The sequence below is a fragment of the Bacteroides sp. AF39-16AC genome (assembly GCF_003602735.1).
GTDB lineage: Bacteria > Bacteroidota > Bacteroidia > Bacteroidales > Bacteroidaceae > Bacteroides > Bacteroides uniformis.
Window position 1 is genome coordinate 135,784 of record NZ_QTLN01000001.1, and the last position, 25,875, is coordinate 161,658.

The window sequence follows — 25,875 nt, forward strand, 5'->3', positions numbered from 1 at the left end:
ACTTATAGACTATAACTTATTGTTATCGGGACATAAACATATAGTTCATAAAGGCTTGTGACAATCCTCCTTCCTGCCCTTGCAACTGGACAAAGCAGAAGTCGCGAAGCATGGGCATATCCTTTATCTCGACCACGCGGAAAGTGCCTGCCGCCAGTTCCTTGCAGATGGAACGGATAGACACGATTCCCATGCAATCGGAGTTTTCAAGAAAGAGCTTGATGCTTTCGGTACTACCCAGGTACATCAGTACATGGAGTGAGGCAAGCTTGACGCCGTGCTTCTGGAGTGAGCGTTCTATCACGTCCAGCGTACCCGAACCGCGCTCACGGAGCACTAAAGGAATAGCGGGCAAATCCTGGGGAGTAATCTCTTCGGGCAACTGCAAACGGCTTTTGGAATGGACTACCGCTACCAGTTCATCCTCAAGAAAAGTAGTGTACTTCAGATTGGGAAGGCGGAAAACCCCTTCCACCAATCCCAAGTCAATGCGGTGTTCCTGCAAAGCGGCTTCTATTTCCCGGGAATTTCCATTGAGCAAGGACAAGTTGACCTGCGGAAACTTGCCGATAAAACTGCCCAGCAACGGAGGAAGCACATACTGCGCAATGGTAGTGCTGGCTCCCAACTTGAGTTCTCCAATATATTCGTTATGTAACAAGTGCATTTCATATTCCAGCCGTTTATAGTCCTCCAATATCCGTTCGCAATGCTCCAAAAGCAGCCGGCCCGACTCGGTCAAACTGATTTTACTTCCCTGCCGGTCGAAAAGCCTCGTCTGGTAAGTGGCCTCCAGCTCCTGGATATGCTTGGTTATAGCCGGCTGACTTACAAACAACTCTTGCGAAGCCTTTGTAAAACTCAAGTTCTTGGCAACAGACTGAAACACTTTTAAACGGAAATCACTCATATACTTCTTATATCTTATAACTCGTCAGACTTGATGCCGAATGCATGCGCCAAAGAATAAAACACCGGCTCCAGGCGGCAATACACCGGGCTCAGAGGTTCCTCCGTGATGAAGTACACAACTTTGCCCCGTTCTTCTTCACTCTTGTCTTTGAAGAAACCCGCCAGCTTCTCCTCCACTCCATTACCATATACCTGATGGAAAGGCAACAGCATCAAACACTTCACATCCGCAGAATCAAGCGCCAGGTTCATCAGGTCAAGAAACAACTCTTCGGTAGAGACTAAACCGGAAGAGGTGACGGAAGAAAATGCAAATTCGCCCAGCGGCGTACGGCATGCCTGGTGATTCAGTTTATTCACATCGGATGGTTCACAACACTTCAGCACGTCCGCTGCCGGAGTATGCACCAGCAACACTTCCACCTCATTTTCTTGTTCTCTCAAGCCGGCGTCCAATGCCAGATAGCTCAACCATGCCGGCAGGTCAACATCGGGTAGCTTCCGTCCCAACTTACCTTCCAAAAAGTTCTTTGCACCATATACCACTTCATTCAGAAATGCAACATCTATCAATATCACATTTGCCGGAAACTTTATCTTATCCTCCATTATCTTCTATTTTAATACGTGATTATACATAATGCTCCTCTGCAAGCGGAGCTCCAAAAACCTACCACACAGAAAGCACAAAACTTTGAAGCAGTAAAAGTACGACAAATTTATCAATAACTTGTATCATCCCAAACAATTAATCTATATCTCCGAAGCGGAAAGAGAATATCCTTCCTCCGCAACACGGGAACCTTGGAGCTGGAACACGAAGACTTAGCTACTAAAACATATAGGCCCTCACTACATGAGATGTGCATCTCGTACTACATGAGATGTACACCTCGTACTACATGAGATGCACATCTCATGCATGACATCCTTATTTGCCCTTCTCTTTAACCAATAGAGTTTAATACGAAAAGGAACTTTGCTCCAACTTCTTATCTAAAGAAGTAGAAAGAAACAAAACGACTGATTTACAGACAATTTGTCATTTTACATATTTTATATGCAGACAATTTGTCCGAAATGTGCCAATGGCAAATCTTTTGCGCCTCCCCAAGTGTTATGAAACTGATAAAATAGAAAGGAGAACAAAATATGAACTTTAACAACTTTACCATTAAAGCGCAAGAAGCAGTGCAGGAGGCTGTGAACCTGGTACAAAGCCGTGGACAGCAGGCCATCGAGCCCGTGCATGTACTTCAAAGCGTGATGAAAGTAGGTGAAAATGTCACCAACTTCATCTTCCAGAAGCTGGGCATGAACGGTCAGCAGATAGCACTTGTACTGGACAAGCAAATTGATTCTCTGCCCAAGGTATCCGGCGGAGAGCCATACCTGAGCCGTGAAACGAACGAAGTGTTCCAGAAGGCCACCCAATATTCCAAGGAAATGGGTGATGAATTCGTCTCCCTGGAACCGGTACTGCTGGCTTTGCTGAATGTGAAAAGCACTGCATCCACCATTCTGAAAGATGCCGGGATGACGGAACGCGAACTGCGGGAAGCCATCAACGAACTGCGAAAAGGAGAAAAAGTAACTTCACAATCCAGCGAAGACACTTACCAGTCATTGGAAAAGTATGCCATCAATCTGAACGAAGCAGCCCGCAGCGGCAAACTGGACCCCGTCATCGGCCGTGACGAAGAGATACGGCGTGTCCTGCAGATTCTGAGCCGACGTACCAAGAACAACCCGATTCTTATCGGTGAACCGGGTACCGGTAAAACAGCTATCGTAGAGGGACTTGCCCACCGTATCTTGCGTGGAGACGTCCCCGAGAACTTGAAGAACAAACAAGTCTACTCCCTGGATATGGGTGCACTGGTGGCCGGCGCCAAGTACAAAGGCGAATTTGAAGAACGTCTGAAGGCCGTTATCAACGAAGTTAAGAAGTCGGAAGGAGACATTATCCTCTTCATTGATGAAATCCATACCCTGGTGGGTGCCGGCAAGGGGGAAGGCGCCATGGATGCCGCCAACATCCTGAAACCCGCCCTGGCACGCGGTGAACTGAGGAGCATCGGGGCCACTACCCTCGATGAATATCAGAAGTATTTCGAAAAGGACAAAGCGTTGGAACGCCGCTTCCAGATTGTCATGGTGAACGAACCGGATACACTGAGCACCATCTCCATTCTGCGTGGTCTGAAGGAACGTTATGAGAACCATCACCACGTACGGATTAAGGACGATGCCATCATCGCCGCCGTAGAGTTGAGCAACCGCTACATCACCGACCGTTTCTTGCCGGACAAGGCTATCGACCTGATGGACGAAGCCGCTGCCAAGCTACGTATGGAAGTCGATTCCGTTCCGGAAGAACTGGACGAAATCTCGCGTAAGATAAAGCAGCTGGAGATTGAACGCGAAGCCATCAAGCGCGAAAACGACAAGCCCAAACTGGAACAAATCGGCAAAGAACTTGCCGAGCTGAAGGAGCAGGAAAACTCGTACAAAGCGAAATGGCAAAGTGAAAAGACCCTTGTCAACAAAATCCAGCAGAATAAGGTGGAAATAGAGAACCTGAAGTTCGAGGCCGACAAAGCAGAACGGGAAGGCGACTATGGCCGGGTGGCCGAAATCCGTTACGGCAAACTGCAAGCGCTGAACCAGGAGATTGAAGAAACGCAGCAAAAACTGCACGAAATGCAGGGTGACAAGGCCATGATTAAAGAGGAAGTGGACGCTGAAGACATCGCCGACGTAGTATCCCGCTGGACCGGCATACCGGTAAGCAAGATGCTGCAAAGCGAAAAGGACAAACTGTTGCATCTGGAGGCGGAACTGCACCAGCGGGTTATCGGGCAGGACGAAGCCATCGAGGCCGTATCCGATGCCGTACGACGCAGCCGTGCCGGACTGCAAGACCCGAAACGTCCTATCGGCTCATTCCTTTTCCTGGGAACCACCGGTGTAGGTAAGACGGAATTGGCAAAGGCACTGGCAGAGTTCCTCTTTGACGACGAGACAATGATGACCCGTATCGACATGAGCGAGTATCAGGAGAAACACAGCGTTTCCCGTCTGGTTGGAGCGCCTCCGGGATATGTGGGCTACGATGAAGGTGGACAACTGACAGAAGCCGTAAGGCGGAAACCGTATTCTGTCGTCCTGTTCGACGAAATCGAGAAAGCGCATCCGGACGTATTCAACATCTTGCTGCAAGTGCTGGATGACGGACGTCTGACGGACAACAAAGGGCGTACGGTCAACTTCAAGAATACGATTATCATCATGACCTCCAACATGGGCAGTGGCTATATCCAAAGCCAGATGGAGAAACTAAACAGTAGCAATAAGGAGCAAATCGTAGAGGAAACCAAGAAGGAAGTGATGAATATGCTGAAAAAGACCATCCGTCCGGAATTCCTGAACCGTATCGACGAGACCATCATGTTCCTGCCGCTGACAGAGCCCGAAATCAAGCAGATTGTGGTGCTCCAAATCAAGAGTGTGCAGAAGATGCTTTCCGGTAACGGCGTGGAACTTGTTCTGACAAATGCTGCCATAGACTTCCTTGCCAATGCAGGTTATGACCCTGAATTCGGCGCCCGTCCGGTGAAACGTGCCATACAGCACTATTTGCTGAACGACTTGTCGAAGAAGCTGCTGTCCCAAGAAGTAGACCGCAGCAAGCCTATTACAGTGGATGCCAGTACCACTGACGACGGACTGGTTTTCAGAAATTAAAAGCAATCCGTATCCCCCAATAAAAGAGGCGATTCCCGACTATTGAGAATCGCCTCTTTTATTTTGTATTTCAATCCTTCTCCGATTACTCGGCCTTGCTTTCCTCCTTCGTTTCTGCCGCAGGAGTTTCTTCAAAATCCGTCATACCGCTTGCCACCAGCAAATTATACCAAACAATCAATTTCTTGATGTCGGACGGATATACGCGGTCGCGATCGAAGGTAGGCAATACCTCTGCCAGGTAAGCACGCAAGTCGTCAGCAGTAGCTTTCTTCAAATCCAACACTACGGCAGCACCATTTTCCTTTTTCTTCATGGAAAGAAACACTTCCTTCAAAGGAACATCTTCCGTATCTGTATACATGGCGATATCGCCCAAAGAAATAATCTTCTCATTACCATAGGCAGGGAAACGCTTCTTGTCTGCAAGCGACTCTACAATCAACATATTTTTTCCCTGAGAAACAAGCTTATACAATCCCGGTTTACCGGAAATGGACAAAATAGTCTTCAACATAATATATTCTGTTTTGATGATTAGTAGTTATTTTTTTCGGGGGGCAAAGATAATGTAAGCCGAAGACAATACAAAATAAGCTTGCTTATTTTTATTGTTAAGGAGATGCCTATTTGCGTAACAGATAGTGCATTTTTTCAGATAGCGAACCGATTAGCTCTAAAACTTGCGGAATCAATGGGGTTTCGCCATCATTTACAATGACAAAATCTGCATATTTACGCTTTTCTTCGTCATTCATCTGGCTACGGATACGCTTTTCTATCAATTCGCGCGAGGAAGCATCCCGCCGGACGGCACGTAAAATGCGCACCTCTTCGGGCGCATAGACCATAACAATAGCATCCACTTCACCCGCAAACCCCGCTTCGACCAGAATGGCCGATTCTATACCGACAATGGGAAAAGCGGTGCGGCATTGTGTCCACCGCCTGAAATCCTCCTTTACACGAGGATGCACAATACAGTTGATTTCTTTGGCATGCTCCGGACTACCGAAAAGATAAGACGCCAACAAAGGCTTGTTCAGCGTGCCACCGGCATACACTTCCGCACCAAGCAAAGCTGACAATTCCTCGCGGATCAATGAATCGGATGCCATCAGCCTTTTCGTTTCCAAGTCCGAGATATAGACGGGAACACCCAGCACTTCCAACAGCCGGGATACCATACTCTTTCCGCTACCGATACCACCGGTTATACCTATCTTAATCGCCATAATCAAGAGAAACTTGCTCTATCAGAAAATCCACTTGTGCCGGATTGAAGCGTACCTGGCTCACCCCTTTCGGCAGATTCTTAATCTTTACCGTATACTTGTCGGAACCCAGACGGAGCAGTTCCTCATAGGACACGTAAATATGAAAATCATCAGCGTTAATCTGCCTGAAATGACTCAGACCAACCTGAAACGTGACCTGCACCTTGGAAGGGAAAGCGCGCAGCACCTTGTCGGCAGGAAAGTTAACGCCACGCAACGGCACCTCCACTGTCTTTTCCGTATAAATATCCACCGGAAGCATCATCTCAATGGAAGAAGGCACAAACTTCACACCTTTCTGGATACGCAGGGGGACTTGCTGCCTCAAGGTATCCGATATATCTTCCAGCTTCACCGGTTGCGTATAGGCAACAGCAATCGTATCCAGCACGCCTTGCGGCGCATACACCAATACGGAATCGGGACTGAATATCGTATCCGAAAGATAATACTCACGTCCGGCACTCAGCGTGCCGCGCAGCTTCACCGGCACCAGTTTGGAGGCTCCCGTCGAATAGATGTACTCCAATGTATCCGGCTTCATGGAAAGCAGGCGGGTAGAGGCATTCAGCTGGTTCAGCACTTTCTTTTCAAACTGCGAGGGATATATCCTTACTTGATTATCCACGCCCTTATAATCGGCATAATCGAGAATAACGGGATAAAAGCTCTTTCCCAACATATAGTTGAGCAGTACCGTTCCCTTATCCTTTACCTTGATACGGAGTTCTGAAGCAGGTTCAGAGGTAATCACCACATTATTGGGCACTCCCTTCAGCCGCACCGGTATAGAAAAGTCCGCCTCATAGTCGTTGTTCAAGGTCTGCAAGAGCCAGAAGCCACCGGCTACAAAGAAAAAAAACAAAAAAATGAAGAACTCCCTGCTTTTATCGCTAAGCAGAAAGTCCTTCACTTCTCTTGATATCTTCAGATATGTACGTTGTATGTTCCTACGTTCAAACATAGGCTCACATTTCTATTATTTAGATGCCTGACTGCTGTTCGCATCAGCAGCTGCAGCAAAAATAGAATTCTTGTCTATACGAATCTTAACGTTAGAAGCGATTTCAAGCACCACATCATTGTCGTTGATTTCCTTGATAACACCATGGATACCACCAGCTGTGATTACTTTCTGATTCACTTGAAGCGATTTACGGAAGTTTGCTATTTCCTTTTGCTTCTTGTTTTGAGGACGAATCATAAAGAAATACATAATAACGAACATGGCTATCAGCATAATCCACATCATGCTACCACCACCGGCAGGGCCTGCAGCGGGAGCCTGCAGGAAGAATACAGTCATTAAGTTCATAAATACTCAGTTTTGGTTTCTATTATTAAACAAAGGTATTAGTTTTTCGTTAACTTACCTTCTTTTTTTAATTGATTAACTATTCCATCCAATGTACCGTTCACGAAGCTGCCACTTTTGGCCGTGCTGTAAACTTTGGCAATATCGACATATTCGTTCAACGAAACACTCACCGGAATGTTCGGGAAACTTAATATTTCGGCCAAGGCACACTGCATGATAACAACGTCCATAAAGGCTACACGGTCCAAGTCCCAATTACGCGTATTCTCGCTGATGAGGTGACGGTAATAGTCACAGTTCAAGATGGCACGGCGGAACAAACGGCGTGCAAATTCCTGGTCTTCCTCATCCTTGAACTCTGGTAGAAGTTCCTGATTGGCACCATTCTTCTCTTCAAAGCGCTTGATGGTTTTCAGTACGAAAGTATCCACAATCTCCTTGTCGTCATTCCAGTAGAGGCTCTGGTCTTCGAGCACATTGTCCAAGGCTTCGTTGTTGAAGACAAAAGTCTTATACAGCTTTCTCCACAATTCACGGTCGTATTCGTAAGAATTGTCCGAAGAAGCCATATATTCCTTATATATATCTGATTCCACAATTTTCTCATACAATCCCTTGACAAAGTCTTCATCATTGGCCCACGTGCGCTTTTGGTTGGCAATGAATTCCGTCAATTGTTTGTTCACTTCCAACTGGGCTATGAACTTGTTTTCCACAAATTTCATGTTGGGATACAGCTCCTCGGCAGTGGGAGCCAGCTTAGCTTTTGCCGCATCAATACGTTTTTGTGCGTAGTTCGTCAAAGCTATCATCAGCATCAGCAGGTAGTTGTAGAGGTCGTATGCCTTTGAAAGGCTAAAGAACAATTCTTTCTCCGCTGAGTCTAAATTTTTACTGCCATTCTGATAATAAGCATATACAATCTGTATAATCTTAAGACGAATAAGAACTCTGTTGATCATAATTCTAAAGTAAATACTAGTGTTTTAACAAGGCGCAAAAGTAGGCATTTTTAATGAGTTTACATAAATAAATCACATTTTTTAATGCAGATATTGATTATCCGGTCTTTTTCTTTTGACAGTTTAAAAAAAATCGTCAATTTTGAGCCCGATAAAGAGCTAAAAGCTACGAGATACAAGTTTTAAGGTGATAATATCAAAATTGAGACCTATTATAATATGGAAGACTTTAAGAAGAAAAACGCAGCGGACATGAACGACAAGGAGATTGTATTCTCCCAATCCATCAAAGCAGGTAAGCGCATCTACTATTTAGACGTCAAGAAAAACAGAAAAGACGAAATGTTTCTCGCCATCACGGAAAGCAAGAAGATTGTGATGGGCGAAGGAGACGACTCGCAGGTAAGTTTCGAAAAGCACAAAATCTTTCTATACAAAGAGGATTTTGAAAAGTTCATGAACGGACTTCAGCAAGCCATCGGCTTCATCCAGGAACAGCAAGGCTGCTATACAAGACATACCACTGACGAAGAGGCTGAAAGTCCCGAAACGGGAAAAGAAGAACTGCCGAAAGAGGAAAAAGCGTCTTCATTGGAAGGAGAAATCAAGATAGACATTGAATTTTAAGTTATAACCTTTTGATAATTCAAAAAGAAGCTGTACTTTTGCACCGCTTTTTTGCAACATCGTGTGGCAAGCCACATCGTGTGATGGTGAATTAAGCAAAAAATTTACTTAATTTAGAGTAACACAAAAATTTTTAAAATGAAATCAATTGAAGTAAAAGGAACTGCAAGAACTATTGCAGAACGTTCTTCGGAACAAGCAAGAGCTTTGAAAGCTATTCGTAAAAACAACGGTGTACCTTGCGTACTTTATGGTGCAGGTGAAAATGTTCACTTCACTGTACCTGCAGAGGGTCTGCGTAACTTGGTTTACACTCCGCACATCTACGTAGTTGACTTGGTGATTGATGGCAAGAAAGTAAACGCTATCATGAAAGATATCCAATTCCACCCCGTAAAGGATACTATCCTGCACGTTGACTTCTATCAAATTGACGAGGCTAAGCCTATCGTTATGGAAGTTCCGGTACAGATGGAAGGTTTGGCAGAAGGTGTTAAGGCCGGTGGTAAGCTGGTACTCCAGATGCGTAAGCTGAAAGTAAGAGCTTTGTATAACGTAATTCCTGAAAGACTGATTATCAACGTTGCCCACTTGGGACTTGGTAAGACTGTTAAAGTTGGCGAATTGCAATACGAAGGATTGGAATTGCTGAATGCCAAAGAAGCTGTTGTATGCGCCGTTAAGCTGACTCGTGCTGCAAGAGGTGCCGCTGCTGCTGCAGGCAACTAATCGATTCTTTCCAAGAAAGACTAAATATTCGGGAACGCGGATTAACGCAGCCAACGCAGATTTCATACTGATTTCCGCGGAAAGTTGCGATAATCCGCGTTCTTTTTACGGCTCACGAGAGTGTATAATTCACCACAGATTACACAGATTAACACAGAATGAATTTAATGTACCGATAATCAAAGATGTCTATCTGTGCAAATCTGTGTAATCTGTGGTGAATACTAGTTTTAACACCCTCATAAACAGGAAGCACAGACTATGAAATATTTAATTGTAGGATTGGGCAATATCGGCCCCGAATATCACGAAACCCGCCATAACATCGGATTCATGGCAGTAGATGCTCTGGCAAAAGCAGCGGGTGCCACTTTTACCGACGGACGTTATGGCTTCACCACAACGCTGTCAGTCAAGGGACGCCAACTGTTACTGCTGAAGCCTTCCACCTTTATGAATCTCAGCGGCAACGCCGTGCGCTACTGGATGCAAAAAGAAAACATTCCATTGGAGAATGTGTTGGTAGTGGTAGATGACCTGGCACTGCCTTTCGGCACACTGCGCCTGAAAGGTAAAGGAAGCGATGCGGGACATAACGGCCTTAAGCATATTGCAGCAACATTGGGCACTCAGAATTATGCACGCCTGCGTTTCGGCATCGGCAATGATTTTCCCCGTGGTGGACAGATTGACTATGTGCTGGGACATTTTACCGATGAAGATTGGAAAACAATGGGCGAGAGATTGAAAACAGCCGGAGAAATCATCAAAAGTTTCTGTCTGGCGGGAATAGATATCACCATGAATCAATATAACAAGAAATGAACGAAGCCAGAATTGACAAATGGATGTGGGCCGTACGCATCTTCAAGACACGTACCATAGCCGCCGAAGCCTGCAAAAAAGGACGCATCAGCATCAATGGCGCACTGGCAAAGGCTGCCCGTACGGTGAAACCGGGAGACGTCATCCAGGTGCGCAAGCCCCCCGTCACCTATTCCTTCAAAGTTCTGCAGCCCATCGAAAAGCGTGTCGGCGCAAAGTTAGTGGCCGAAATGATGGAGAATGTAACGACTCCGGAACAGTATGAACTGCTGGAGATGAGCCGTGTCAGCGGTTTCGTCAACCGTGCCAAAGGTACCGGACGGCCAACGAAAAAAGACCGCCGGAGTCTGGAAGAATTTACAGAACCGGAATTTCTGGATGATTTCGACTTTGAATTCGATTTTGAGGAAGAGTAAAATAAGGGAAAGATTATGAGCGAGAGAATAATTAAATGGGGATTCATCGGTTGCGGAGAAGTGACCAAATACAAAAGCGGACCGGCATTTCAGAAAATAGAGAACTCCGAAGTAGTGGCCGTCATGAGCCGAAATGGCGACAAGGCTAAGACCTACGCCAAGGAAAGAGGGATTCCCAAATGGTACGACGATGCCCAGGAACTGATTGACGACGAAGAGGTGAACGCCGTGTACATTGCCACTCCTCCTTCTTCACATGCTACATACGCCATCATGTCCATGAAGGCAGGCAAACCGGTCTACATAGAGAAGCCGATGGCCGTTACCTACGAAGAGTGCTGCCGCATCAACCGGATTTCCAAGGAAACGGGTGTTCCATGTTTTGTTGCGTACTACCGCCGCTATCTGCCCTACTTCCTGAAGGTAAAGTCACTGGTAGAGGAGGGATATATTGGCAACATCATCAACATTCAAATCCGCTTCGCCCAGCCTCCCCGCGACCTCGACCATAACAAGGAAAACCTGCCGTGGCGCGTGCAGCCGGACATTGCCGGCGGAGGATACTTCTATGACCTTGCGCCCCACCAGATAGACTTGCTGCAGGAAATCTTCGGATGCATCCTCGAAGCCAGCGGCTACAAGAGCAACCGTGACGGACTATATCCTGCCGAGGACACTCTAAGCGCATGTTTCCAGTTTGACAGCGGACTGGTGGGCAGCGGCTCCTGGTGCTTTGTTGCCCACGAATCCGCCCGCGAAGACCGTATAGAAATCATTGGAGACAAAGGCATGATTTGTTTCTCCGTATTCACCTATGACCCCATTGCGCTGCATACGGAAAGAGGACGTGAAGAAATCATCGTCGAAAACCCCACCTACGTCCAGCAACCGCTTATACAGGCAGTGGTAGACCACCTGCTGGGCAAGTCAGTCTGCGGCTGTGACGGTGAAAGCGCCACTCTGACTAACTGGGTAATGGACAAAATACTGAACAAACTCTGATTAGCGTTCATGGGGTAGACCTTACCCCATGTCGAAACCTTCACATTTCCGGCCGACCAGCTTGTACACATCGGCACTCTCGCCTACAATCCATACCACATCTCCCTCCACAAAAGGTTCATGCGGGTCGGGAGCATGCAAGGTCTCCCCTCCCCGCTCCACACCGGCAATCAGGCAGTGATATTTCTCGCGTATCCCTGCTTCTTTCAGGGTCTTGTTCAGGAAAGGGGACTGCCCGTCCACACAGAACTGGCGTAGAATCATCTCACTCTTCTCTATCACATCCGCATTCATGGCAGACACCTTATCCATCTCCTGGCCGAAGATGTTCAATTCCTCATCCGTGGCAATTACTTGTATCTTGTCCTGCGGGAAAAGGCGGACAGACGCTCCGGGAATATTAATCCGTTTCTTGCCCCGAAGGATAGAGACCACATGGATACCGTATTTCTTTCCAAAATTCAGCTCCGCCAATGTCCTGCCCACCCATGCCGACTCGCCGGGGATTTCAAAATCCGTCAGGTGCAGGTCGCGCGACAGCAGACGTCCCGCATACTCCGGTTTCTTCTCTCCCATATACTCGGCACGCATGTCGCGGTACCGCAGATTCTGGAAGAATGTCCTCTCTATCATGATGGACTGCTTCTTCAACTGGCGGGAGAGTATCATCAGGGTCACCAGCAGCACCGCCACTCCAAACACCAGACCGACGGACATCTTGAACAAACCGGCTATAACGAACATGACAAACGAAACACCCAGCAGCAGACGCAGTACAATGGTAGCCACCAACGGCGCCCGGTTTCCACGGTTATCTTTCCATAAAGTCACGAACTCCTCCGAATGATTCTTTTTAATCATGATAGCACGCAGAAACGGAGCTATACACAGAATGATGATAAAGGCAGCCAACAAAGAGCCCCATACCCCGGGCAGACTGTCGTGCACGAAAGGCACCAGAAAACGGAACGCCAAAGCTATCACCGCCACGCAAATGATGGAATACACCACCGTAATCCTGACTAGTGCAAATATCAGTTTCTTCCACAGACTTTCATGGTTCATCGTCTGCGAACCTGAAGCATAACGGGTCAAGAACTTTCTCCATTTTTCCGGCAAATGCGTATCCACAAGATTGGAAGCGGGGTCTGCCAAACGAATCATATAAGGAGTGAGGAAAGTGGTGATGACAGACACCGCCACCACAATAGGATATAAGAAATGGCTGGTGACATGCAGCGACACGCCCAGCGAAGCTATGATAAAGGCAAACTCACCGATTTGCGTCAAGCTGAAACCGCACTGCATGGCTGTCTTTAGCGGTTGCCCCGCCAGCAGCACACCCAGCGTCCCGAAAAGGGATTGCCCGAGGATAACCGCTAAAGTAATCACGACAATAGGTCCCGCATACTCCACAATCATGGCTGGGTCTACCATCATGCCGACCGATACAAAGAAGATGGCACCAAACAAGTCCTTGACCGGCTTTACCAGCCGCTCTATACTCTCCGCCTCTACCGTTTCGGCAAGAATGGAACCCATGATGAAGGCACCGAAAGCAGCCGAGAACCCCGTATGTGCAGCCATCACCACCATGCCGAAACAGAGCCCGAGAGAGACTATCAGCAAGGTTTCCTCGCTCATCAGCTTCCGGCACCGCTTCAACAATCCGGGGATGAGGTAAATACCCACCACGAACCAAAGTATCAGGAAGAACAGCAGTTTGGCAATGCTCCCCAGCATCTCCGTACCCTCGAAGTTATGGCTGACTGCCATCGTGGAGAGCATCACCATCAATACGATGGCAAGAATATCCTCCAGGATAAGCACACTGAGCACCAGCCCCGTGAACTGTTTCTTGCGCATCCCCAAATCATCAAACGCCTTATAGATAATGGTAGTGGACGACATGGCAATCATACCGCCCAGGAAGATACAGTCCATCCGTTGCCAGCCGAACCCGGTACCTACCGCCACTCCCAACAATATCATACAAAAGATGATGGTACACGCAGCAATAATCGCCGCGCCTCCCACCTTCACAATCTTCTTGAAGCTGAATTCCAATCCCAGTGCAAACAGCAGGAAGATAACGCCTATATCCGCCCAGGTCTGTATATTAGCCGTGTCCATCACCGACGGTGTATAGGCCATGTGAGGGCTGGCAAGGAATCCTGCAACTACATATCCTAACACCAGCGGTTGCTTCAATTTCTTAAAAAGCAGGGTCATAATCCCCGCACAAATCAATATCAGAGCTAAATCAGCTATCAAAGGGGCTAAATGTGACATAACACTACTTATCTATTAATCAGAGATATACAACTGCAAAACTCTGCAATACATCTGCAGTAGCTCTGCAATACATCTGCAGTAGCTCTGCAATACATCTGCAGTGGCTCTGCAAAAGCCTTGCAGCGTCACTGCAACTGCTTTGCAGCAACACTGCAAAAGGTATGCAGTAACTTTGCAGCAGTTGTCTGTACGATTCTACAACACTCCTTTCGAGCTTGGCAGTTCAAAGTGATAAATATCCCTTTTCACCGCCATCTTCAGCGCACGTGCCAGCGCCTTGAAGATGCCTTCTATCTTATGATGTTCGTTCTGCCCTTCGGCTTTTACATTAAGATTCATCCGGGCGGCATCACTCAAGGACTTGAAGAAGTGCAGGAACATTTCCGTAGGCATGTCGCCTATCTTCTCGCGCTTGAACCCGGCATCCCATACCAACCACGGGCGACCGCCGAAGTCGAGGCACACCTGGCAGAGACAATCGTCCATAGGAAGGGCATAGCCGTAGCGTTCGATGCCGCGCTTGCTTCCTAAGGCCTGATAAAGGCAGTCGCCCAGAGCAAGAGCGGTATCCTCGATGGTGTGGTGCTCGTCCACTTCGAGGTCGCCTTTCACACGGATGGTGAGGTCCATGCCGCCGTGCTTGCCTATCTGCTCCAGCATGTGGTCGAAGAAGCCCAGTCCGGTCGCGATGTCACAATGCCCGTCACCATCCAGATTCAAGGATACGTATATATCTGTCTCCTTGGTAGTGCGACGTACTTCCGCCGTACGCTCACCGGCAAAGAGGAATTCGGCAACCTTATCCCAATCCCTGGTAGCGAGGGCGCAGTAATCTTCAAGTCCGTCACAAGCGGCACCGCCACCTTCGGAAACGGGTTTCAATGACGCCGTGTCATCTTGCAGAAGAATGGCGCGGCAGCCCAGATTCTTTGCCAGTTCCACATCCGTAGGCCGGTCGCCAATGACGAAACTGTGGGACAAATCGTAGTCCGGGTTATCGAGGTATTTGGTAAGCATTCCGGTACGCGGCTTGCGAGTCGGTGCATTGTCGTCGGGCATGCTGCGGTCTATGCAGATGTCGTCGAAGGTGATGCCTTCGCCTTCCAATGTCTTCATCATCAGGTTGTGTGCCGGCCAAAAGGTCTCTTCCGGAAAGGAAGTTGTGCCGAGCCCATCCTGATTGGTCACCATTACAAAATCAAAATCCAGCTTGCTGCGGATGAAGCCAAGATTGCGCATCACTTTCGGATAGAACTCCAGCTTCTCCAGGGAGTCCAGCTGATAATCAATGGGCGGCTCAATGACTAAAGTCCCGTCACGGTCTATAAAAAGTAGTTTCTTCATTTTAAAGGATATTTTTTTGAGGGAATAAAGGGAGTTATCGGGAGTTAGAAGGAGTTAGAGGCCGATAGTTCTGCTTGCATAAGCATTACTTGTATAAAACAGCAGTATCGGCCTCTAACTCCCTTTTACTCCCTTTAACTCCTTCTACATATATTCCTTCAGCGCTTCAATTAATTTTTCATTCTCTCCTCTCGTTCCCACCGTCACTCGCAGGCAATTTCCGCAGAGTGACACGGAATTACGGTTGCGGACAATGATACCCTTGCCTACCAGATAATTGTAAATCTTCACGGCATCCGTCACACGAGCTAGGAAGAAATTGGCATGGGAAGGGAACATCTTCACCGTACATGGCAGTGCGGCGAACTCGGCTTCCAGATTCTCCCGTTCTTCTTTCAGTGTCTTTACCCAACGTTCTATTTCATAATAGCGGTGAAGCATTTCCACTGCCTGCTTCTGTGTCAGCAGGTTCACGTTATAGGGATATTTTATCTTACTGAGGATGCCGATAATATCCGGTGAGGCAAATGCCATACCCAGACGGATGGCAGCACATCCCCATGCTTTGGAAAAGGTTTGCAGTACAATGAGATTCGGATATTGATTCAAATTTTCAAGGAAGGAAGGTGCCTCGGAGAAGTCATTGTATGCCTCGTCCAGTATCACCAACCCATCAAACCGGCGAATCAGCGTTTCAATTTCGCTACGGAGCAGGTCATTGCCGGTAGGATTGTTGGGAGAGCAGATAAAAATCAGTTTGGTATGCTCATCCGCAGCAGCCAGAAGCTTGTCGGCAGAGAACTGGAAATCCTCATCGAGCAGCACTTTACGGTACTCCACATCATTAACGTCAGCACAGACTTGATACATGCCGTAGGTAGGGTCGATGGCCACTACATTGTCCACACGGGGTTCACAAAAAGCACGGAACACCAAATCGATAGCTTCATCACTGCCATTCCCTAAAAAGATGGAATCGGGACTCACCTTTTTAATTCTAGACAATTCTGTCTTTAGCTCCCGCTGCATGGGGTCGGGATAACGGTTGTGCGGCATGTTATAAGGATTCTCGTTTGCATCGAGAAAAACGGATGCCGCAGCACCATTATATTCATCACGTGCTGAAGAATAAGGCTTCAGACGCCAGATATTCGGACGGGTAAGTTCTTGTAATGTTTTCACCATGTTATTTATGATTTGACAATTTACGATTAAAATTACTTTAAGCCATCAGCTCTCAATTTTCAACTTTCCATTTCCATTTTCCAACTGCCCCAGTCTCACACTCACAGCATTCTTATGCGCATCCAGCTGTTCATTGGCAGCCATCAGCTCGATGGCAGGGCCGATGATATTTAATCCTTCCGGCTTTATCTCCTGAAAAGTTATCTTGCGGATAAAGCTGTCGAGGCTGACACCGCTGTATGCTTTAGCATAGCCGTTTGTCGGCAGGGTATGGTTTGTGCCCGAAGCATAATCTCCCGCACTCTCCGGAGTAAGAGAACCCAGGAATACGGAACCGGCATTCACGATACGTTCTGCCACGGAAAGATAATCCTCGGTTTCTATGATAAGATGTTCGGGAGCATACGCGTTGGTCAATTCAATGGCTTCTGCCATGCTGTCCACTACAATCAGTTTGCTATTGGCAAGAGACTTTTCGGCAATCTCTTTACGTGGCAGTAAGGCCAGTTGGCGTTCCACTTCCACCTTTACAGCTTGTTGCAATTCGACAGAGGTCGTAATTAATATAGCCTGACTGTCCACTCCGTGTTCTGCCTGGCTCAACAAGTCGGCGGCGACAAAAATCGGATTAGCTGTTTCGTCAGCCAAAACTTCTACTTCCGAAGGTCCTGCCGGCATATCTATCGCCACATCACGCAAGCTCACAAGCTGTTTGGCAGCCGTGACATACTGATTTCCCGGACCGAATATCTTGTAAACCTTAGGCACACTTTCCGTTCCGTATGCCATAGCGGCAATGGCTTGTATGCCGCCAGCTTTGAAAATCCGGTTGACACCTGCCACTTTTGCGGCAAACAGCACAGCGGGATGTACCTTTCCGTCACGTCCCGGAGGGGTGCAGAGAACAATCTCCTTGCATCCGGCAATCCTGGCGGGAACGGCCAGCATCAGTACCGTAGAAAACAGCGGAGCCGTTCCTCCGGGGATATACAATCCCACCTTTTCTATGGCAACCGCTTTCTGCCAGCAGGTCACCCCCGGCTGAGTCTGCACTTTCTTGCCCTCAAAGCGTTGTGCGGCGTGGAAAGTCTCGATGTTCTGCTTTGCCAGGCGAATAGCTGCTTTCAAGTCTTCACTCACCAGGTTTTCCGCTTCCTGCTGTTCCTCTTCCGACACTGCCAGCGAGGCCAACACCACTTTATCAAATTTTTCTTCATAATCCAGCACAGCACGGTCTCCCTCCTCCTTCACACGGTCAATAACACTCCGCACCGTATCAAACAGATTCTCCGTATTCATCACCGGACGTTTCAGAATCTCTTGCCACTGGGATTTATCGGGATTACTAATCAATATCATAATGACATGTTTTTAAAGATTTATGCATAAACCATGATATTATTGGAGGTGTGTCAAAACTCTCTGAAGACTTTCTATTAGGCGCTGATTACGCGGATTTCACGGATTCATTTTACCGATTCCGCGCTATTTCGCGTAATTCGTACCTAATGTCGTAACATAAAGAAAGCGTTTATATACTTTTGACACATCCTCGAGGCTTTAAATTATCATTTTCTCAATCGGCAGCACCAGAATGCCTTCTGCCCCCAGCGCTTTCAGCTTTCCGATAATCTCCCAGAAACACTTCTCGTCGAGCACCGTATGTACCGAGCACCAGCCTTCTTGTGCCAAAGGCATTACCGTGGGGCTCTTCATGCCCGGAAGTACAGAGACAATCTCATCCAGTTTCTCTTTCGGGGCATTCATCAGCACATATTTCTTATCTTCGGCTGTCTTCACGGCATCCATACGGAACAACAGCTCCCTCAATATCTCTTGCTTTTCCTCGCTCATGTTCTTGTTGCCAATCAGTAGCGCTTCGGACTTCATCACAACCTCCACTTCCTTCAAACGGTTGCTCACCAGCGTAGAACCGGAACTTACAATATCGAAAATAGCATCTGCCAGACCGATGCCCGGCGCCACTTCTACCGACCCCGTAATGACGTGTATCTCCGCATTCACCCCATTCTCTTTCAAAAAGCCGGAAAGGATACCCGGATAAGATGTCGCAATCTTCTTTCCGTGAAACCACTTCACCCCCGGATACTCAATATCCTTCGGCATGGCAAGAGACAGACGGCACTTGCTGAATCCCAGACGCTTGATTATCTCCGCATCCTCATTCTTCTCAACAAATTCATTCTCACCCACAATGCCTATATCAGCCACTCCGGTAGCCACAGACTGCGGAATGTCGTCATCCCTCAAAAACAACACTTCAAGAGGAAAGTTTGACGACTGCACCAACAACGAACGCTTCATGGCACTCAACTTAATATCCGATTCTCCCAAAAATGACATGGTCTCGTCATAAAGACGACCTTTAGCTTGTACTGCAATTCTTAACATAAGGCTATTTACTATTTACTATTTTGAATGAGATGACAGAAAACAAAACGAGGCTTACCACTATTCGGCAAGCCTCGTCATTTATGTCATTTGTTGTACATATACACTCATACGCCCACCGAGTTATTCGTCAGGATGATGATGGTGATGATGTGCAACGATATTCTTCATATTTTTTTGTTTTAATGCGACAAAAGTAAACTAAAAGTTTGAAACTCCAAAAGATTTATCACAAAAAGTTTATTTCTTCTTTCAAATTCATCTTGCTTCACCACAGATTACACAGATTTGCACAGATTGAAATAAAAATAATCTGTGCAAATCTGTGTAATCTGTGGTGAAGCAATCAAATCAACGGCAATATTTCCTCCTGCTCCACTTCGCAGCTATGGAAATGCATTTCCGTTTCCGCTTTCTCTTTCGGGAAGGTGAAGTAAGTGCAGGTAGCTTCCGTACAAAGTTCTCCCATGCTATTGTACAGACGCGCTTCTATGATGGCGATATTCCGCTTTTGCTCCCGGAGTGAAGCCCGCAGCACCACATGCGTGTCGTTGGTCGATATGGATTTGCGGAACCGGGTCTCCATTTTCGATGTCACTCCGCCAGTCTGCAGCTTGCGGAACACTACCCAACCGCAGATTTCATCCAGCAATACGGACTGGATGCCTCCATGCAACGTATTCAGCCATCCCTGATACTCCGGACGCGGCTTCCAAATGCTCACCACCTCGTCACCGTCCTCATAAAACTCCATTCTCACACCGGCTTCATTGTCGGGAGAGCAACCGAAACAGTTGTACCCCTCCATATCTTTCCACGGATTGATAATCTTCTTCATATCGTATTCTTCTTTATCTGATTCTGATTCATAAATTCTCTCAATAAAACGTTCAATATTAGTCATTCCGATTGAGAACTACAAATTATTGATGCCTTTTTCTAAAGAAAATTAGCGGGATGCTGTTTAAAAACGGTTATTTTATTTAGCTTTGTATAAATGGAAGTGAACAACAAGATGCAAAGAGGGGCCTTTTTCTGCTTATGGATATTATTTACGTTCTCATTGTTTGCACAAAACGAGGAGAACGGTTCTGCCACGTGCGACAGCGTCGTACATAAGAACACCTTCGGAAAAGTACTGAAGAGATTCCTTGATTTCAGCGACTTCGACACTACCTATATCAGTCCCAACCGATACAATTACGCCCTGATGCTCGACCATTTCACCAATTACGAATACTACTCTGTGGGCAATGACGACCAGCGGCTCCGTTTCTCGCCCAACCCTCACAACAAGATAGGCGCTTACTTCGGATGGCGTTGGATATTCCTGGGATGGGCTGTCGATACGGACTGGCTCTACGGAAAGAAAAGCAAGAAAAAGCGCGGTACGGAGTTTGATCTCAGTCTTTACAGTTCCAAACTGGGAGTCGACATTTTCTATCGCAGTACCGGAAATGACTATAAGATACACAAGGTATCCGGCTTTTCCGACGAGATTCCCTCCAATTATTCCGAAGACTTCAACGGATTGAAAGTAAAGATGAAGGGATTGAATCTGTATTACATTTTCAACAATCGGCGTTTCTCCTATCCAGCCGCCTTCAGCCAGTCCACCAACCAGCGCCGCAATGCAGGTTCTTTCATTGCCGGATTCTCCGTATCCACCCACAATCTAAACTTCGACTATACCAAGCTGCCCGAAATCATTCAGGAAACCATGAACCCGGGTATGAAGGTGAAACATATCAAATACACGAACATCAGCCTCAACGCCGGCTATGCCTACAATTGGGTGTTCGCCCGCAACTGCCTCGCATGCCTGTCGTTCAATCCGGCTGTCGCCTACAAGACATCACGCATAGAGAAGACAGAAGAGCGGGAAGCGGACGACTGGTACAAGAATTTCAATATCGACTTCATTCTGCGTGCAGGTGTGGTATACAACAACAGCAAATATTTCGTGGGTACTTCATTCGTAGGACGGACATACGACTACTACAAAAACAGTTTCTCCCTAAACAACGGGTTCGGCACCCTCCAAATATATGCCGGATTCAACTTTTATCTGAAAAAGGAGTACCGGAAGAACAAAAAGTAAAAAAAGGCTTTCAGCCCTCATCTCCCCTCAAAAGCTATAAACACACTCCACCCCTACTATATCCTTCCGCTTATCCTTCTCCCATTGCCTGCAATAGAAGATGTCCACCTCCCAGCGCTCGGACAAGGGCAACGTAATACCCCCACGATAGCGCATCCGCTTTACTCCGAAGTGCTCTGTCTTATTCAAACCATTATACATCTCGGCCGAAGCATACGGTTCCAGCTTGCACTTCGGAATGTCATAGGCAAACTTCGCACGCGAGCGCAAGCGGAACTCATCTCTATGCCCATCGAACGTATGCTGAAAGCGCTCACGCAAGGACAGTTTCACCCTTTGCACACGGGCAGACAGAGTGCCTTCCAAACGGTAGCGGTGCCGGAACTTCCAGCCATCTGCCCCCCGATTGCGGTAATGCGTCTCATACCCAGCTCCAAGCTTCAGAAAAGGCAACAGCTTATAGCTCCCCCCCACCTTCAGCCCCCACCGGTCTGTCTTTCCCAAATCATCCTTTGTACGCCACTCCAGTCCACCGGAAACAGTAAATGCCGGCTTCAACTTATATTCGAAACCGGCATTCGCCCAAGTGGCAAAATCCTTCTCCTGCGCCCGCAGGGAAAAAGACGAAACAACCCATAGAACTATCGGCAAAACAAGTACTTTCGTGCATGAAGATATATTACTTACCATACGCTTATTCTGTTAAAGTGTCAAAGGTAAGGATAAATTCTGTAACAATTCTGTAATACTACAAATCTTGTCTGCACATTTCCGATTTTTCAATGATACTTAAAAAACAGAAACCGAGATACAAAAAACAACTCAAAGTTGCCATATATGTATGGCATCATATATATTTGTAGCATGAAAAAACACCCTTATAAGCGTTTCATAGATTATTTATTTGGGGTGATTCATTTATGTGAAATCTCTTTCAAATACTCCTCCACCTTTCCGAAGAAGGAGGTCAAATGAGAACCGTCGACAAAAGCATGGTTCACATAAATGGAAAGAGGAAATACCAGACGGCCTTCACGAGATACGGCCTTGCCGGCAGTCATCAACGGATAACTGCAACCGTTGCCTGCTTCGGCAAGTGTATAGGTTATCGAGGTGAAATACATTTTGGGAACCGCACTCAGATGGACCACATCGTAATCGCCTTGCTCGGCAAGAATCTTTTCGGCTCCATAAGGGTCACCGTCCTCGGGCATGTTTGTTATCAAGGCGTAGGCTTCGGCATAGAAACGTTCAAAGTCTTCGTAATAGGGAATGCGCACGGTATAGAATGTTTTCCCAGGAACGGCTATCGGAGAAATGATGTCCACCCGGTCGTGGAAAACAACCCTGCCTTCCTTGTCGGTACGGTAACGCAGCTCGTCGACTTCATTGGCCGAACGCACCACGGCATACAGATAATAAAGGAAAAAGGAGCGCTTCGCGGCCCGGGCGGCGGCACTGGCTTCCGTGCAGTCAATCTCTGTGGTAACGGAATACCAGGAGTTGACAAAACTGCGGAAGAAGTTGTAATTATCCCGGCGTTCCCAAGCATCAATGTCTATAATGTGTTTCATACAAAAAGGGGATTTAGTGAAAAAAGGATGCCTTTTTACAAGCATCCTTTTTCCAATTCTATTTATTTCTCTTTCTTATAATTCTCCAGTCCGGTCTGCAGGAACTCGATATACTTAGGTATATCCTCGTCGTAGGAGTAGGACTTGTTGAGCGGCTTGCCTTCGTTGTCAATCAGCACGTAGAAGGGCTGCGCATTGGCGCCGAACTTGACACGCTGCAGATAGCTCCATTTGTCGCCTACGGTGCGCAGCGTGCGTTCCGTGCCGTTCTCCACAATCTTCACGGGAGAAGGAAGCGGGGTCTTGTTGTCCACGTAGAGCGTGATAAGCACATAGTCGTTGTTGATAATGTCACTCACCTTCGGGTTTGTCCATACGGCAAGCTCCATCTTACGGCAGTTCACGCAACCATAACCGGTGAAGTCGAGCATCACGGGCTTGCCATGCTGACGGGCATACTCCATACCGAGGTCGTAATCATCGAACTTGGCATGCACTTCATTATTGTAAAGATTGAAGTCTTGCGTCTGCATGGGCGGCGCAAAGGCACTGACAGCTTTCAACGGAGCTCCCCACAAACCGGGAACCATATACACCGCAAATGCCAGTGAGGCCAACGCCATAAAGAAACGGGGTACACTAACCTTTGAATCGTCATCATCGTGCGGGAACTTGATTTTGCCCAACAAGTAGAAACCAAGCAGTGCAAAAAGTACAATCCACAAAGCAAGGAACGTTTCACGGTCGAGGATGCGCCAACCGTATGCTAAATCGGCTACCGAAAGGAACTTCAGGGCAAAAGCCAGCTCCAGGAAGCCAAGCGTCACCTTGATGATATTCATCCATCCACCGGATTTGGGCATGGATTTCAGCCAGGACGGGAACAGGGCAAACAGCGTGAAAGGCAATGCCAAAGCTATGGCAAAGCCCAGCATGCCGATGGCGGGAGCCACCACGCTGCCCGTCGTAGAAACCTGCACCAGCAGGAATCCGATAATGGGTCCCGTGCAGGAGAAAGATACCAGCGACAAGGTAAATGCCATCAGGAAGATGCTGAGCAAACCGCTTGTCGCCTCGGCCTTGCTGTCTACAGCCGTACTCCACTTGGAGGGCAACGTTATCTCGAACGCTCCGAAGAAGGAAGCCGCAAACACCACCAGCATCAGGCAGAAAAGGATATTGAATACTGCATTCGTAGAGAGTGCGTTCAGTGCGCTGGCTCCGAAAACAAGCGTGATTGCCAGTCCGAGCGTCACATAAATCACCACGATGGAAGCGCCATACGTCCACGCATCGCGGATGCCCTTCTTCTTGTCCTTGCTGCGTTTCAGAAAGAAGCTGACCGTCATCGGGATGATGGGCCATACACAGGGGGTGAAGAGCGCCAGCAGTCCACCGGCAAATCCCGTAATGAAAATATAAATCCAGGACATGTCTTCCTGCGAAGTGGTTTCGCCCAAAGAATTCAGTTCACTGATGACCGGCTTCCATAGGTCCACCTTGTCCGCCACCTTGATTTCCGTCGGCCCGTCCGCACCGCCGATGGCAGCCACGGGAGCCGTGCCGGAGACAGTCTCCTGCTTTGCGGGCTGTTCTTCGGCTTTCGTTTCAGCGGCAGCGGCGGCAGCTTCTTTGGCAGCCCCTTCTGCCTTGCCGGAGAACTTGAAAGGAACTTGTGTGGGCGGCAGGCAGTTTTCATCGTTGCAAGCGCCATATTCCAGATAGCCTTCTATCTGATAAGCGCCACCCGTCAACTTCAGCTTCTGCACAAATTGCGCCGTATTCTCAAAATAGCGCACCTTCATTTCGAACAACTTATCGAAAGTAGAGATTTCCTTGCCTACGGGCTTCAGTTTACCCACCACTTCCGCTCCGGAGATTTTCTCCACATTGAAAGTCGCCGAGATAGGCCCTCCATCGCCCAAGTCGGTGGAATAGACATGCCAGCCCTTGTCAATAGCAGCCGTAAAAACGACCTCCGCTTCATCGGCAGCCAAAATCTTCAGTTCGGAATTGAACTTGACGGGGTCTTGTATCTGTGCCTGCACCGCCACAGCGAATAGCAACAGAACGAAAGGGAACAGTAATTTCTTCATGTTCTCTGATTTAATTTTTAATTTTCAATTATCTCGTAGTCCACGCAGGCACGGCTCTCTTTCACAGCAGCGATAAGCTTGCCGGCAGCTACATGGTCGGGATGGGTAGCATAGTATTTCACGTCATCCAACGTATCGAACTCACTGTAAAGAGCGATGTTCCAAGCCTCGGCAGGATTGATGTTCAATCCGACTTCAATCTTGCGGATAACGGATATTTTAGCCGGAAGCGCTTCGATAGCTGCCTTGAAACTGTTCATCGCAGCCAACTTTTCGTCAGCCGGTGCCTCATCTTTTAACTTAAATAATACAATGTGCTTTACCATAACTTTGCCATTTAAATGATTTATCACTATATTTGTCAGCCTAAGCGGCTGTTTTAACAACTGCAAAAATACTGGTTTTGTTTCAAATATACACTTAAACGGATGTTAATAATAGGAATTGCAGGCGGAACCGGCTCGGGAAAGACCACCGTCGTACGTAAAATTATCGAAAGCCTACCGGCTGGTGAAGTGGTATTGTTGCCACAAGACTCTTACTACAAGGACAGCAGCCATGTGCCCGTGGAAGAACGGCAGAACATCAACTTCGACCACCCCGACGCTTTCGAGTGGAGCCTTCTTTCCAGGCATGTCGCCATGCTGCGCGAAGGAAGAAGCATAGAACAGCCCACCTACTCATACCTGACGTGTACCCGGCAGCCCGAAACCATCCATATCGAGCCCCGGGAAGTCATCATCATAGAAGGTATCCTTGCCTTGTGCGACAAGAAACTGCGAAGCATGATGGACCTCAAGATATTTGTAGACGCTGACCCCGACGAACGCCTAATTCGTGTAATCCAGCGCGATGTAGTGGAACGCGGACGTACGGCCGAAGCCGTTATGGAACGCTATACACGTATACTGAAACCCATGCACCAGCAATTCATAGAGCCCTGCAAACGATACGCCGACCTCATTGTGCCGGAAGGCGGAAACAACCAGGTGGCCATTGATATATTGACCATGTACATCAAGAAGCACTTGGGGAGTTAATTTGTAATGGAGA

The 25,875-nt window shown here is 47.6% G+C and carries 25 protein-coding genes; 8 read left to right on the plus strand and 17 right to left on the minus strand.

What is annotated here, in order from left to right:
* Window positions 1–22: 22 nt before the first annotated feature.
* Both DW039_RS00570 and DW039_RS00575 read right to left on the minus strand, forming a co-directional pair.
* On the minus strand, window positions 23–910 hold the full coding sequence (locus tag DW039_RS00570; protein WP_044468497.1) for a LysR family transcriptional regulator: 888 nt from the start codon (window positions 908–910) through the stop codon (window positions 23–25).
* A gap of 14 nt (window positions 911–924) precedes the next feature.
* Entirely contained in the window at window positions 925–1,521 is a 597-nt protein-coding gene (locus DW039_RS00575) for a DUF6621 family protein (protein ID WP_035448957.1), read from the minus strand.
* Between the two features lie 543 nt (window positions 1,522–2,064).
* On the opposite strand from DW039_RS00575, the gene clpB reads away from it, so the two are divergent.
* Complete coding sequence (gene clpB, locus DW039_RS00580; protein WP_057281688.1) at window positions 2,065–4,659, plus strand: ATP-dependent chaperone ClpB; 2,595 nt, start codon at window positions 2,065–2,067, stop codon at window positions 4,657–4,659.
* A gap of 85 nt (window positions 4,660–4,744) precedes the next feature.
* Here clpB and DW039_RS00585 read toward each other — a convergent pair whose 3' ends face one another.
* The 5 genes from DW039_RS00585 to nusB all read right to left on the minus strand — a co-directional run bounded on the left by DW039_RS00585 (window position 4,745) and on the right by nusB (window position 8,216).
* Complete coding sequence (locus DW039_RS00585) at window positions 4,745–5,176, minus strand: DUF5606 domain-containing protein (RefSeq protein WP_005832700.1); 432 nt, start codon at window positions 5,174–5,176, stop codon at window positions 4,745–4,747.
* Between the two features lie 109 nt (window positions 5,177–5,285).
* On the minus strand, window positions 5,286–5,894 hold the full coding sequence (gene coaE / locus DW039_RS00590) for a dephospho-CoA kinase (protein ID WP_044469102.1): 609 nt from the start codon (window positions 5,892–5,894) through the stop codon (window positions 5,286–5,288).
* On the minus strand, window positions 5,884–6,900 hold the full coding sequence (locus DW039_RS00595; RefSeq protein WP_117959140.1) for a YbbR-like domain-containing protein: 1,017 nt from the start codon (window positions 6,898–6,900) through the stop codon (window positions 5,884–5,886). Before DW039_RS00595 ends, coaE begins: the two co-directional genes overlap by 11 nt.
* A gap of 15 nt (window positions 6,901–6,915) precedes the next feature.
* Complete coding sequence (yajC, locus tag DW039_RS00600; protein WP_005831794.1) at window positions 6,916–7,251, minus strand: preprotein translocase subunit YajC; 336 nt, start codon at window positions 7,249–7,251, stop codon at window positions 6,916–6,918.
* A 38-nt stretch (window positions 7,252–7,289) separates the two neighbouring features.
* Window positions 7,290–8,216 (minus strand): transcription antitermination factor NusB, encoded by a 927-nt coding sequence (nusB, locus tag DW039_RS00605; protein ID WP_005831796.1) that lies wholly within the window; start codon window positions 8,214–8,216, stop codon window positions 7,290–7,292.
* A gap of 219 nt (window positions 8,217–8,435) precedes the next feature.
* On the opposite strand from nusB, the gene DW039_RS00610 reads away from it, so the two are divergent.
* From DW039_RS00610 to DW039_RS00630, 5 genes are all read left to right on the plus strand, one after another.
* Entirely contained in the window at window positions 8,436–8,843 is a 408-nt protein-coding gene (locus DW039_RS00610) for a PUR family DNA/RNA-binding protein (RefSeq protein ID WP_005831798.1), read from the plus strand.
* A gap of 138 nt (window positions 8,844–8,981) precedes the next feature.
* Window positions 8,982–9,572 carry a 50S ribosomal protein L25/general stress protein Ctc gene (locus DW039_RS00615; RefSeq protein ID WP_005831799.1) on the plus strand — a complete coding sequence of 197 codons (591 nt, stop codon included), beginning with the start codon at window positions 8,982–8,984 and terminating at the stop codon, window positions 9,570–9,572.
* A gap of 261 nt (window positions 9,573–9,833) precedes the next feature.
* The gene (pth, locus tag DW039_RS00620; RefSeq protein ID WP_120381556.1) at window positions 9,834–10,397 is read left to right on the plus strand and encodes an aminoacyl-tRNA hydrolase; all 564 of its coding nucleotides are present in this window, start codon (window positions 9,834–9,836) and stop codon (window positions 10,395–10,397) included.
* Window positions 10,394–10,813 (plus strand): RNA-binding S4 domain-containing protein, encoded by a 420-nt coding sequence (locus DW039_RS00625; RefSeq protein ID WP_005831803.1) that lies wholly within the window; start codon window positions 10,394–10,396, stop codon window positions 10,811–10,813. Before pth ends, DW039_RS00625 begins: the two co-directional genes overlap by 4 nt.
* A 15-nt stretch (window positions 10,814–10,828) precedes the next feature.
* Window positions 10,829–11,815: a Gfo/Idh/MocA family protein gene (locus tag DW039_RS00630; RefSeq protein WP_044467621.1), complete on the plus strand. Its 987-nt coding sequence runs from the start codon at window positions 10,829–10,831 to the stop codon at window positions 11,813–11,815.
* A gap of 21 nt (window positions 11,816–11,836) precedes the next feature.
* On the opposite strand, the gene DW039_RS00635 is transcribed toward DW039_RS00630, so the two are convergent.
* The 6 genes from DW039_RS00635 to DW039_RS00660 form a co-directional block, all read right to left on the minus strand.
* Entirely contained in the window at window positions 11,837–14,107 is a 2,271-nt protein-coding gene (locus tag DW039_RS00635; protein WP_044467622.1) for a cation:proton antiporter, read from the minus strand.
* Window positions 14,108–14,305: 198 nt separating this feature from the next.
* Window positions 14,306–15,454, minus strand: coding sequence for a bifunctional histidinol-phosphatase/imidazoleglycerol-phosphate dehydratase HisB (gene hisB / locus DW039_RS00640; protein ID WP_035448967.1), 1,149 nt, complete (start codon window positions 15,452–15,454; stop codon window positions 14,306–14,308).
* 144 nt (window positions 15,455–15,598) lie between these two features.
* Complete coding sequence (gene hisC / locus DW039_RS00645; RefSeq protein ID WP_044467623.1) at window positions 15,599–16,639, minus strand: histidinol-phosphate transaminase; 1,041 nt, start codon at window positions 16,637–16,639, stop codon at window positions 15,599–15,601.
* A gap of 45 nt (window positions 16,640–16,684) precedes the next feature.
* Complete coding sequence (hisD, locus tag DW039_RS00650; protein ID WP_044467624.1) at window positions 16,685–17,998, minus strand: histidinol dehydrogenase; 1,314 nt, start codon at window positions 17,996–17,998, stop codon at window positions 16,685–16,687.
* 201 nt (window positions 17,999–18,199) lie between these two features.
* On the minus strand, window positions 18,200–19,051 hold the full coding sequence (gene hisG / locus DW039_RS00655; protein WP_044467625.1) for an ATP phosphoribosyltransferase: 852 nt from the start codon (window positions 19,049–19,051) through the stop codon (window positions 18,200–18,202).
* A 346-nt stretch (window positions 19,052–19,397) separates the two neighbouring features.
* A complete protein-coding gene (locus tag DW039_RS00660; protein WP_016272848.1) occupies window positions 19,398–19,889 on the minus strand; it encodes a PaaI family thioesterase in 492 nt (163 codons plus the stop codon).
* 159 nt (window positions 19,890–20,048) lie between these two features.
* On the opposite strand from DW039_RS00660, the gene DW039_RS00665 reads away from it, so the two are divergent.
* Window positions 20,049–21,152: a DUF4421 domain-containing protein gene (locus DW039_RS00665; RefSeq protein ID WP_016272849.1), complete on the plus strand. Its 1,104-nt coding sequence runs from the start codon at window positions 20,049–20,051 to the stop codon at window positions 21,150–21,152.
* Between the two features lie 27 nt (window positions 21,153–21,179).
* Here the strand turns inward: DW039_RS00665 and DW039_RS00670 are convergent, their stop codons facing one another.
* From DW039_RS00670 to DW039_RS00685, 4 genes are all read right to left on the minus strand, one after another.
* The gene (locus DW039_RS00670) at window positions 21,180–21,842 is read right to left on the minus strand and encodes a DUF2490 domain-containing protein (RefSeq protein ID WP_016272850.1); all 663 of its coding nucleotides are present in this window, start codon (window positions 21,840–21,842) and stop codon (window positions 21,180–21,182) included.
* Between the two features lie 224 nt (window positions 21,843–22,066).
* Window positions 22,067–22,726 (minus strand): CatA-like O-acetyltransferase, encoded by a 660-nt coding sequence (locus DW039_RS00675; RefSeq protein ID WP_044467315.1) that lies wholly within the window; start codon window positions 22,724–22,726, stop codon window positions 22,067–22,069.
* 62 nt (window positions 22,727–22,788) lie between these two features.
* Window positions 22,789–24,822, minus strand: a complete 2,034-nt coding sequence (locus DW039_RS00680) for a cytochrome c biogenesis protein CcdA (protein WP_120381557.1) — start codon at window positions 24,820–24,822, stop codon at window positions 22,789–22,791.
* Window positions 24,823–24,839: 17 nt separating this feature from the next.
* A complete protein-coding gene (locus DW039_RS00685) occupies window positions 24,840–25,148 on the minus strand; it encodes a Dabb family protein (protein WP_005832765.1) in 309 nt (102 codons plus the stop codon).
* 102 nt (window positions 25,149–25,250) lie between these two features.
* Between DW039_RS00685 and udk the strand changes: the two genes are divergently transcribed.
* The gene (gene udk / locus DW039_RS00690; protein WP_005831829.1) at window positions 25,251–25,862 is read left to right on the plus strand and encodes a uridine kinase; all 612 of its coding nucleotides are present in this window, start codon (window positions 25,251–25,253) and stop codon (window positions 25,860–25,862) included.
* The last annotated feature ends 13 nt before the right edge of the window (window positions 25,863–25,875 follow it).

What these genes read in the sequence shown, in the direction of transcription:
- DW039_RS00570 (WP_044468497.1), bottom strand. Translation starts at nt 910, where the DNA reads ATGAGTGATTTCCGTTTAAAAGTGTTTCAGTCTGTTGCCAAGAACTTG.
- DW039_RS00575 (WP_035448957.1), bottom strand. Translation starts at nt 1,521, where the DNA reads ATGGAGGATAAGATAAAGTTTCCGGCAAATGTGATATTGATAGATGTT.
- clpB (WP_057281688.1), top strand. Translation starts at nt 2,065, where the DNA reads ATGAACTTTAACAACTTTACCATTAAAGCGCAAGAAGCAGTGCAGGAG.
- DW039_RS00585 (WP_005832700.1), bottom strand. Translation starts at nt 5,176, where the DNA reads ATGTTGAAGACTATTTTGTCCATTTCCGGTAAACCGGGATTGTATAAG.
- coaE (WP_044469102.1), bottom strand. Translation starts at nt 5,894, where the DNA reads ATGGCGATTAAGATAGGTATAACCGGTGGTATCGGTAGCGGAAAGAGT.
- DW039_RS00595 (WP_117959140.1), bottom strand. Translation starts at nt 6,900, where the DNA reads ATGTTTGAACGTAGGAACATACAACGTACATATCTGAAGATATCAAGA.
- yajC (WP_005831794.1), bottom strand. Translation starts at nt 7,251, where the DNA reads ATGAACTTAATGACTGTATTCTTCCTGCAGGCTCCCGCTGCAGGCCCT.
- nusB (WP_005831796.1), bottom strand. Translation starts at nt 8,216, where the DNA reads ATGATCAACAGAGTTCTTATTCGTCTTAAGATTATACAGATTGTATAT.
- DW039_RS00610 (WP_005831798.1), top strand. Translation starts at nt 8,436, where the DNA reads ATGGAAGACTTTAAGAAGAAAAACGCAGCGGACATGAACGACAAGGAG.
- DW039_RS00615 (WP_005831799.1), top strand. Translation starts at nt 8,982, where the DNA reads ATGAAATCAATTGAAGTAAAAGGAACTGCAAGAACTATTGCAGAACGT.
- pth (WP_120381556.1), top strand. Translation starts at nt 9,834, where the DNA reads ATGAAATATTTAATTGTAGGATTGGGCAATATCGGCCCCGAATATCAC.
- DW039_RS00625 (WP_005831803.1), top strand. Translation starts at nt 10,394, where the DNA reads ATGAACGAAGCCAGAATTGACAAATGGATGTGGGCCGTACGCATCTTC.
- DW039_RS00630 (WP_044467621.1), top strand. Translation starts at nt 10,829, where the DNA reads ATGAGCGAGAGAATAATTAAATGGGGATTCATCGGTTGCGGAGAAGTG.
- DW039_RS00635 (WP_044467622.1), bottom strand. Translation starts at nt 14,107, where the DNA reads ATGTCACATTTAGCCCCTTTGATAGCTGATTTAGCTCTGATATTGATT.
- hisB (WP_035448967.1), bottom strand. Translation starts at nt 15,454, where the DNA reads ATGAAGAAACTACTTTTTATAGACCGTGACGGGACTTTAGTCATTGAG.
- hisC (WP_044467623.1), bottom strand. Translation starts at nt 16,639, where the DNA reads ATGGTGAAAACATTACAAGAACTTACCCGTCCGAATATCTGGCGTCTG.
- hisD (WP_044467624.1), bottom strand. Translation starts at nt 17,998, where the DNA reads ATGATATTGATTAGTAATCCCGATAAATCCCAGTGGCAAGAGATTCTG.
- hisG (WP_044467625.1), bottom strand. Translation starts at nt 19,051, where the DNA reads ATGTTAAGAATTGCAGTACAAGCTAAAGGTCGTCTTTATGACGAGACC.
- DW039_RS00660 (WP_016272848.1), bottom strand. Translation starts at nt 19,889, where the DNA reads ATGAAGAAGATTATCAATCCGTGGAAAGATATGGAGGGGTACAACTGT.
- DW039_RS00665 (WP_016272849.1), top strand. Translation starts at nt 20,049, where the DNA reads ATGGAAGTGAACAACAAGATGCAAAGAGGGGCCTTTTTCTGCTTATGG.
- DW039_RS00670 (WP_016272850.1), bottom strand. Translation starts at nt 21,842, where the DNA reads ATGGTAAGTAATATATCTTCATGCACGAAAGTACTTGTTTTGCCGATA.
- DW039_RS00675 (WP_044467315.1), bottom strand. Translation starts at nt 22,726, where the DNA reads ATGAAACACATTATAGACATTGATGCTTGGGAACGCCGGGATAATTAC.
- DW039_RS00680 (WP_120381557.1), bottom strand. Translation starts at nt 24,822, where the DNA reads ATGAAGAAATTACTGTTCCCTTTCGTTCTGTTGCTATTCGCTGTGGCG.
- DW039_RS00685 (WP_005832765.1), bottom strand. Translation starts at nt 25,148, where the DNA reads ATGGTAAAGCACATTGTATTATTTAAGTTAAAAGATGAGGCACCGGCT.
- udk (WP_005831829.1), top strand. Translation starts at nt 25,251, where the DNA reads ATGTTAATAATAGGAATTGCAGGCGGAACCGGCTCGGGAAAGACCACC.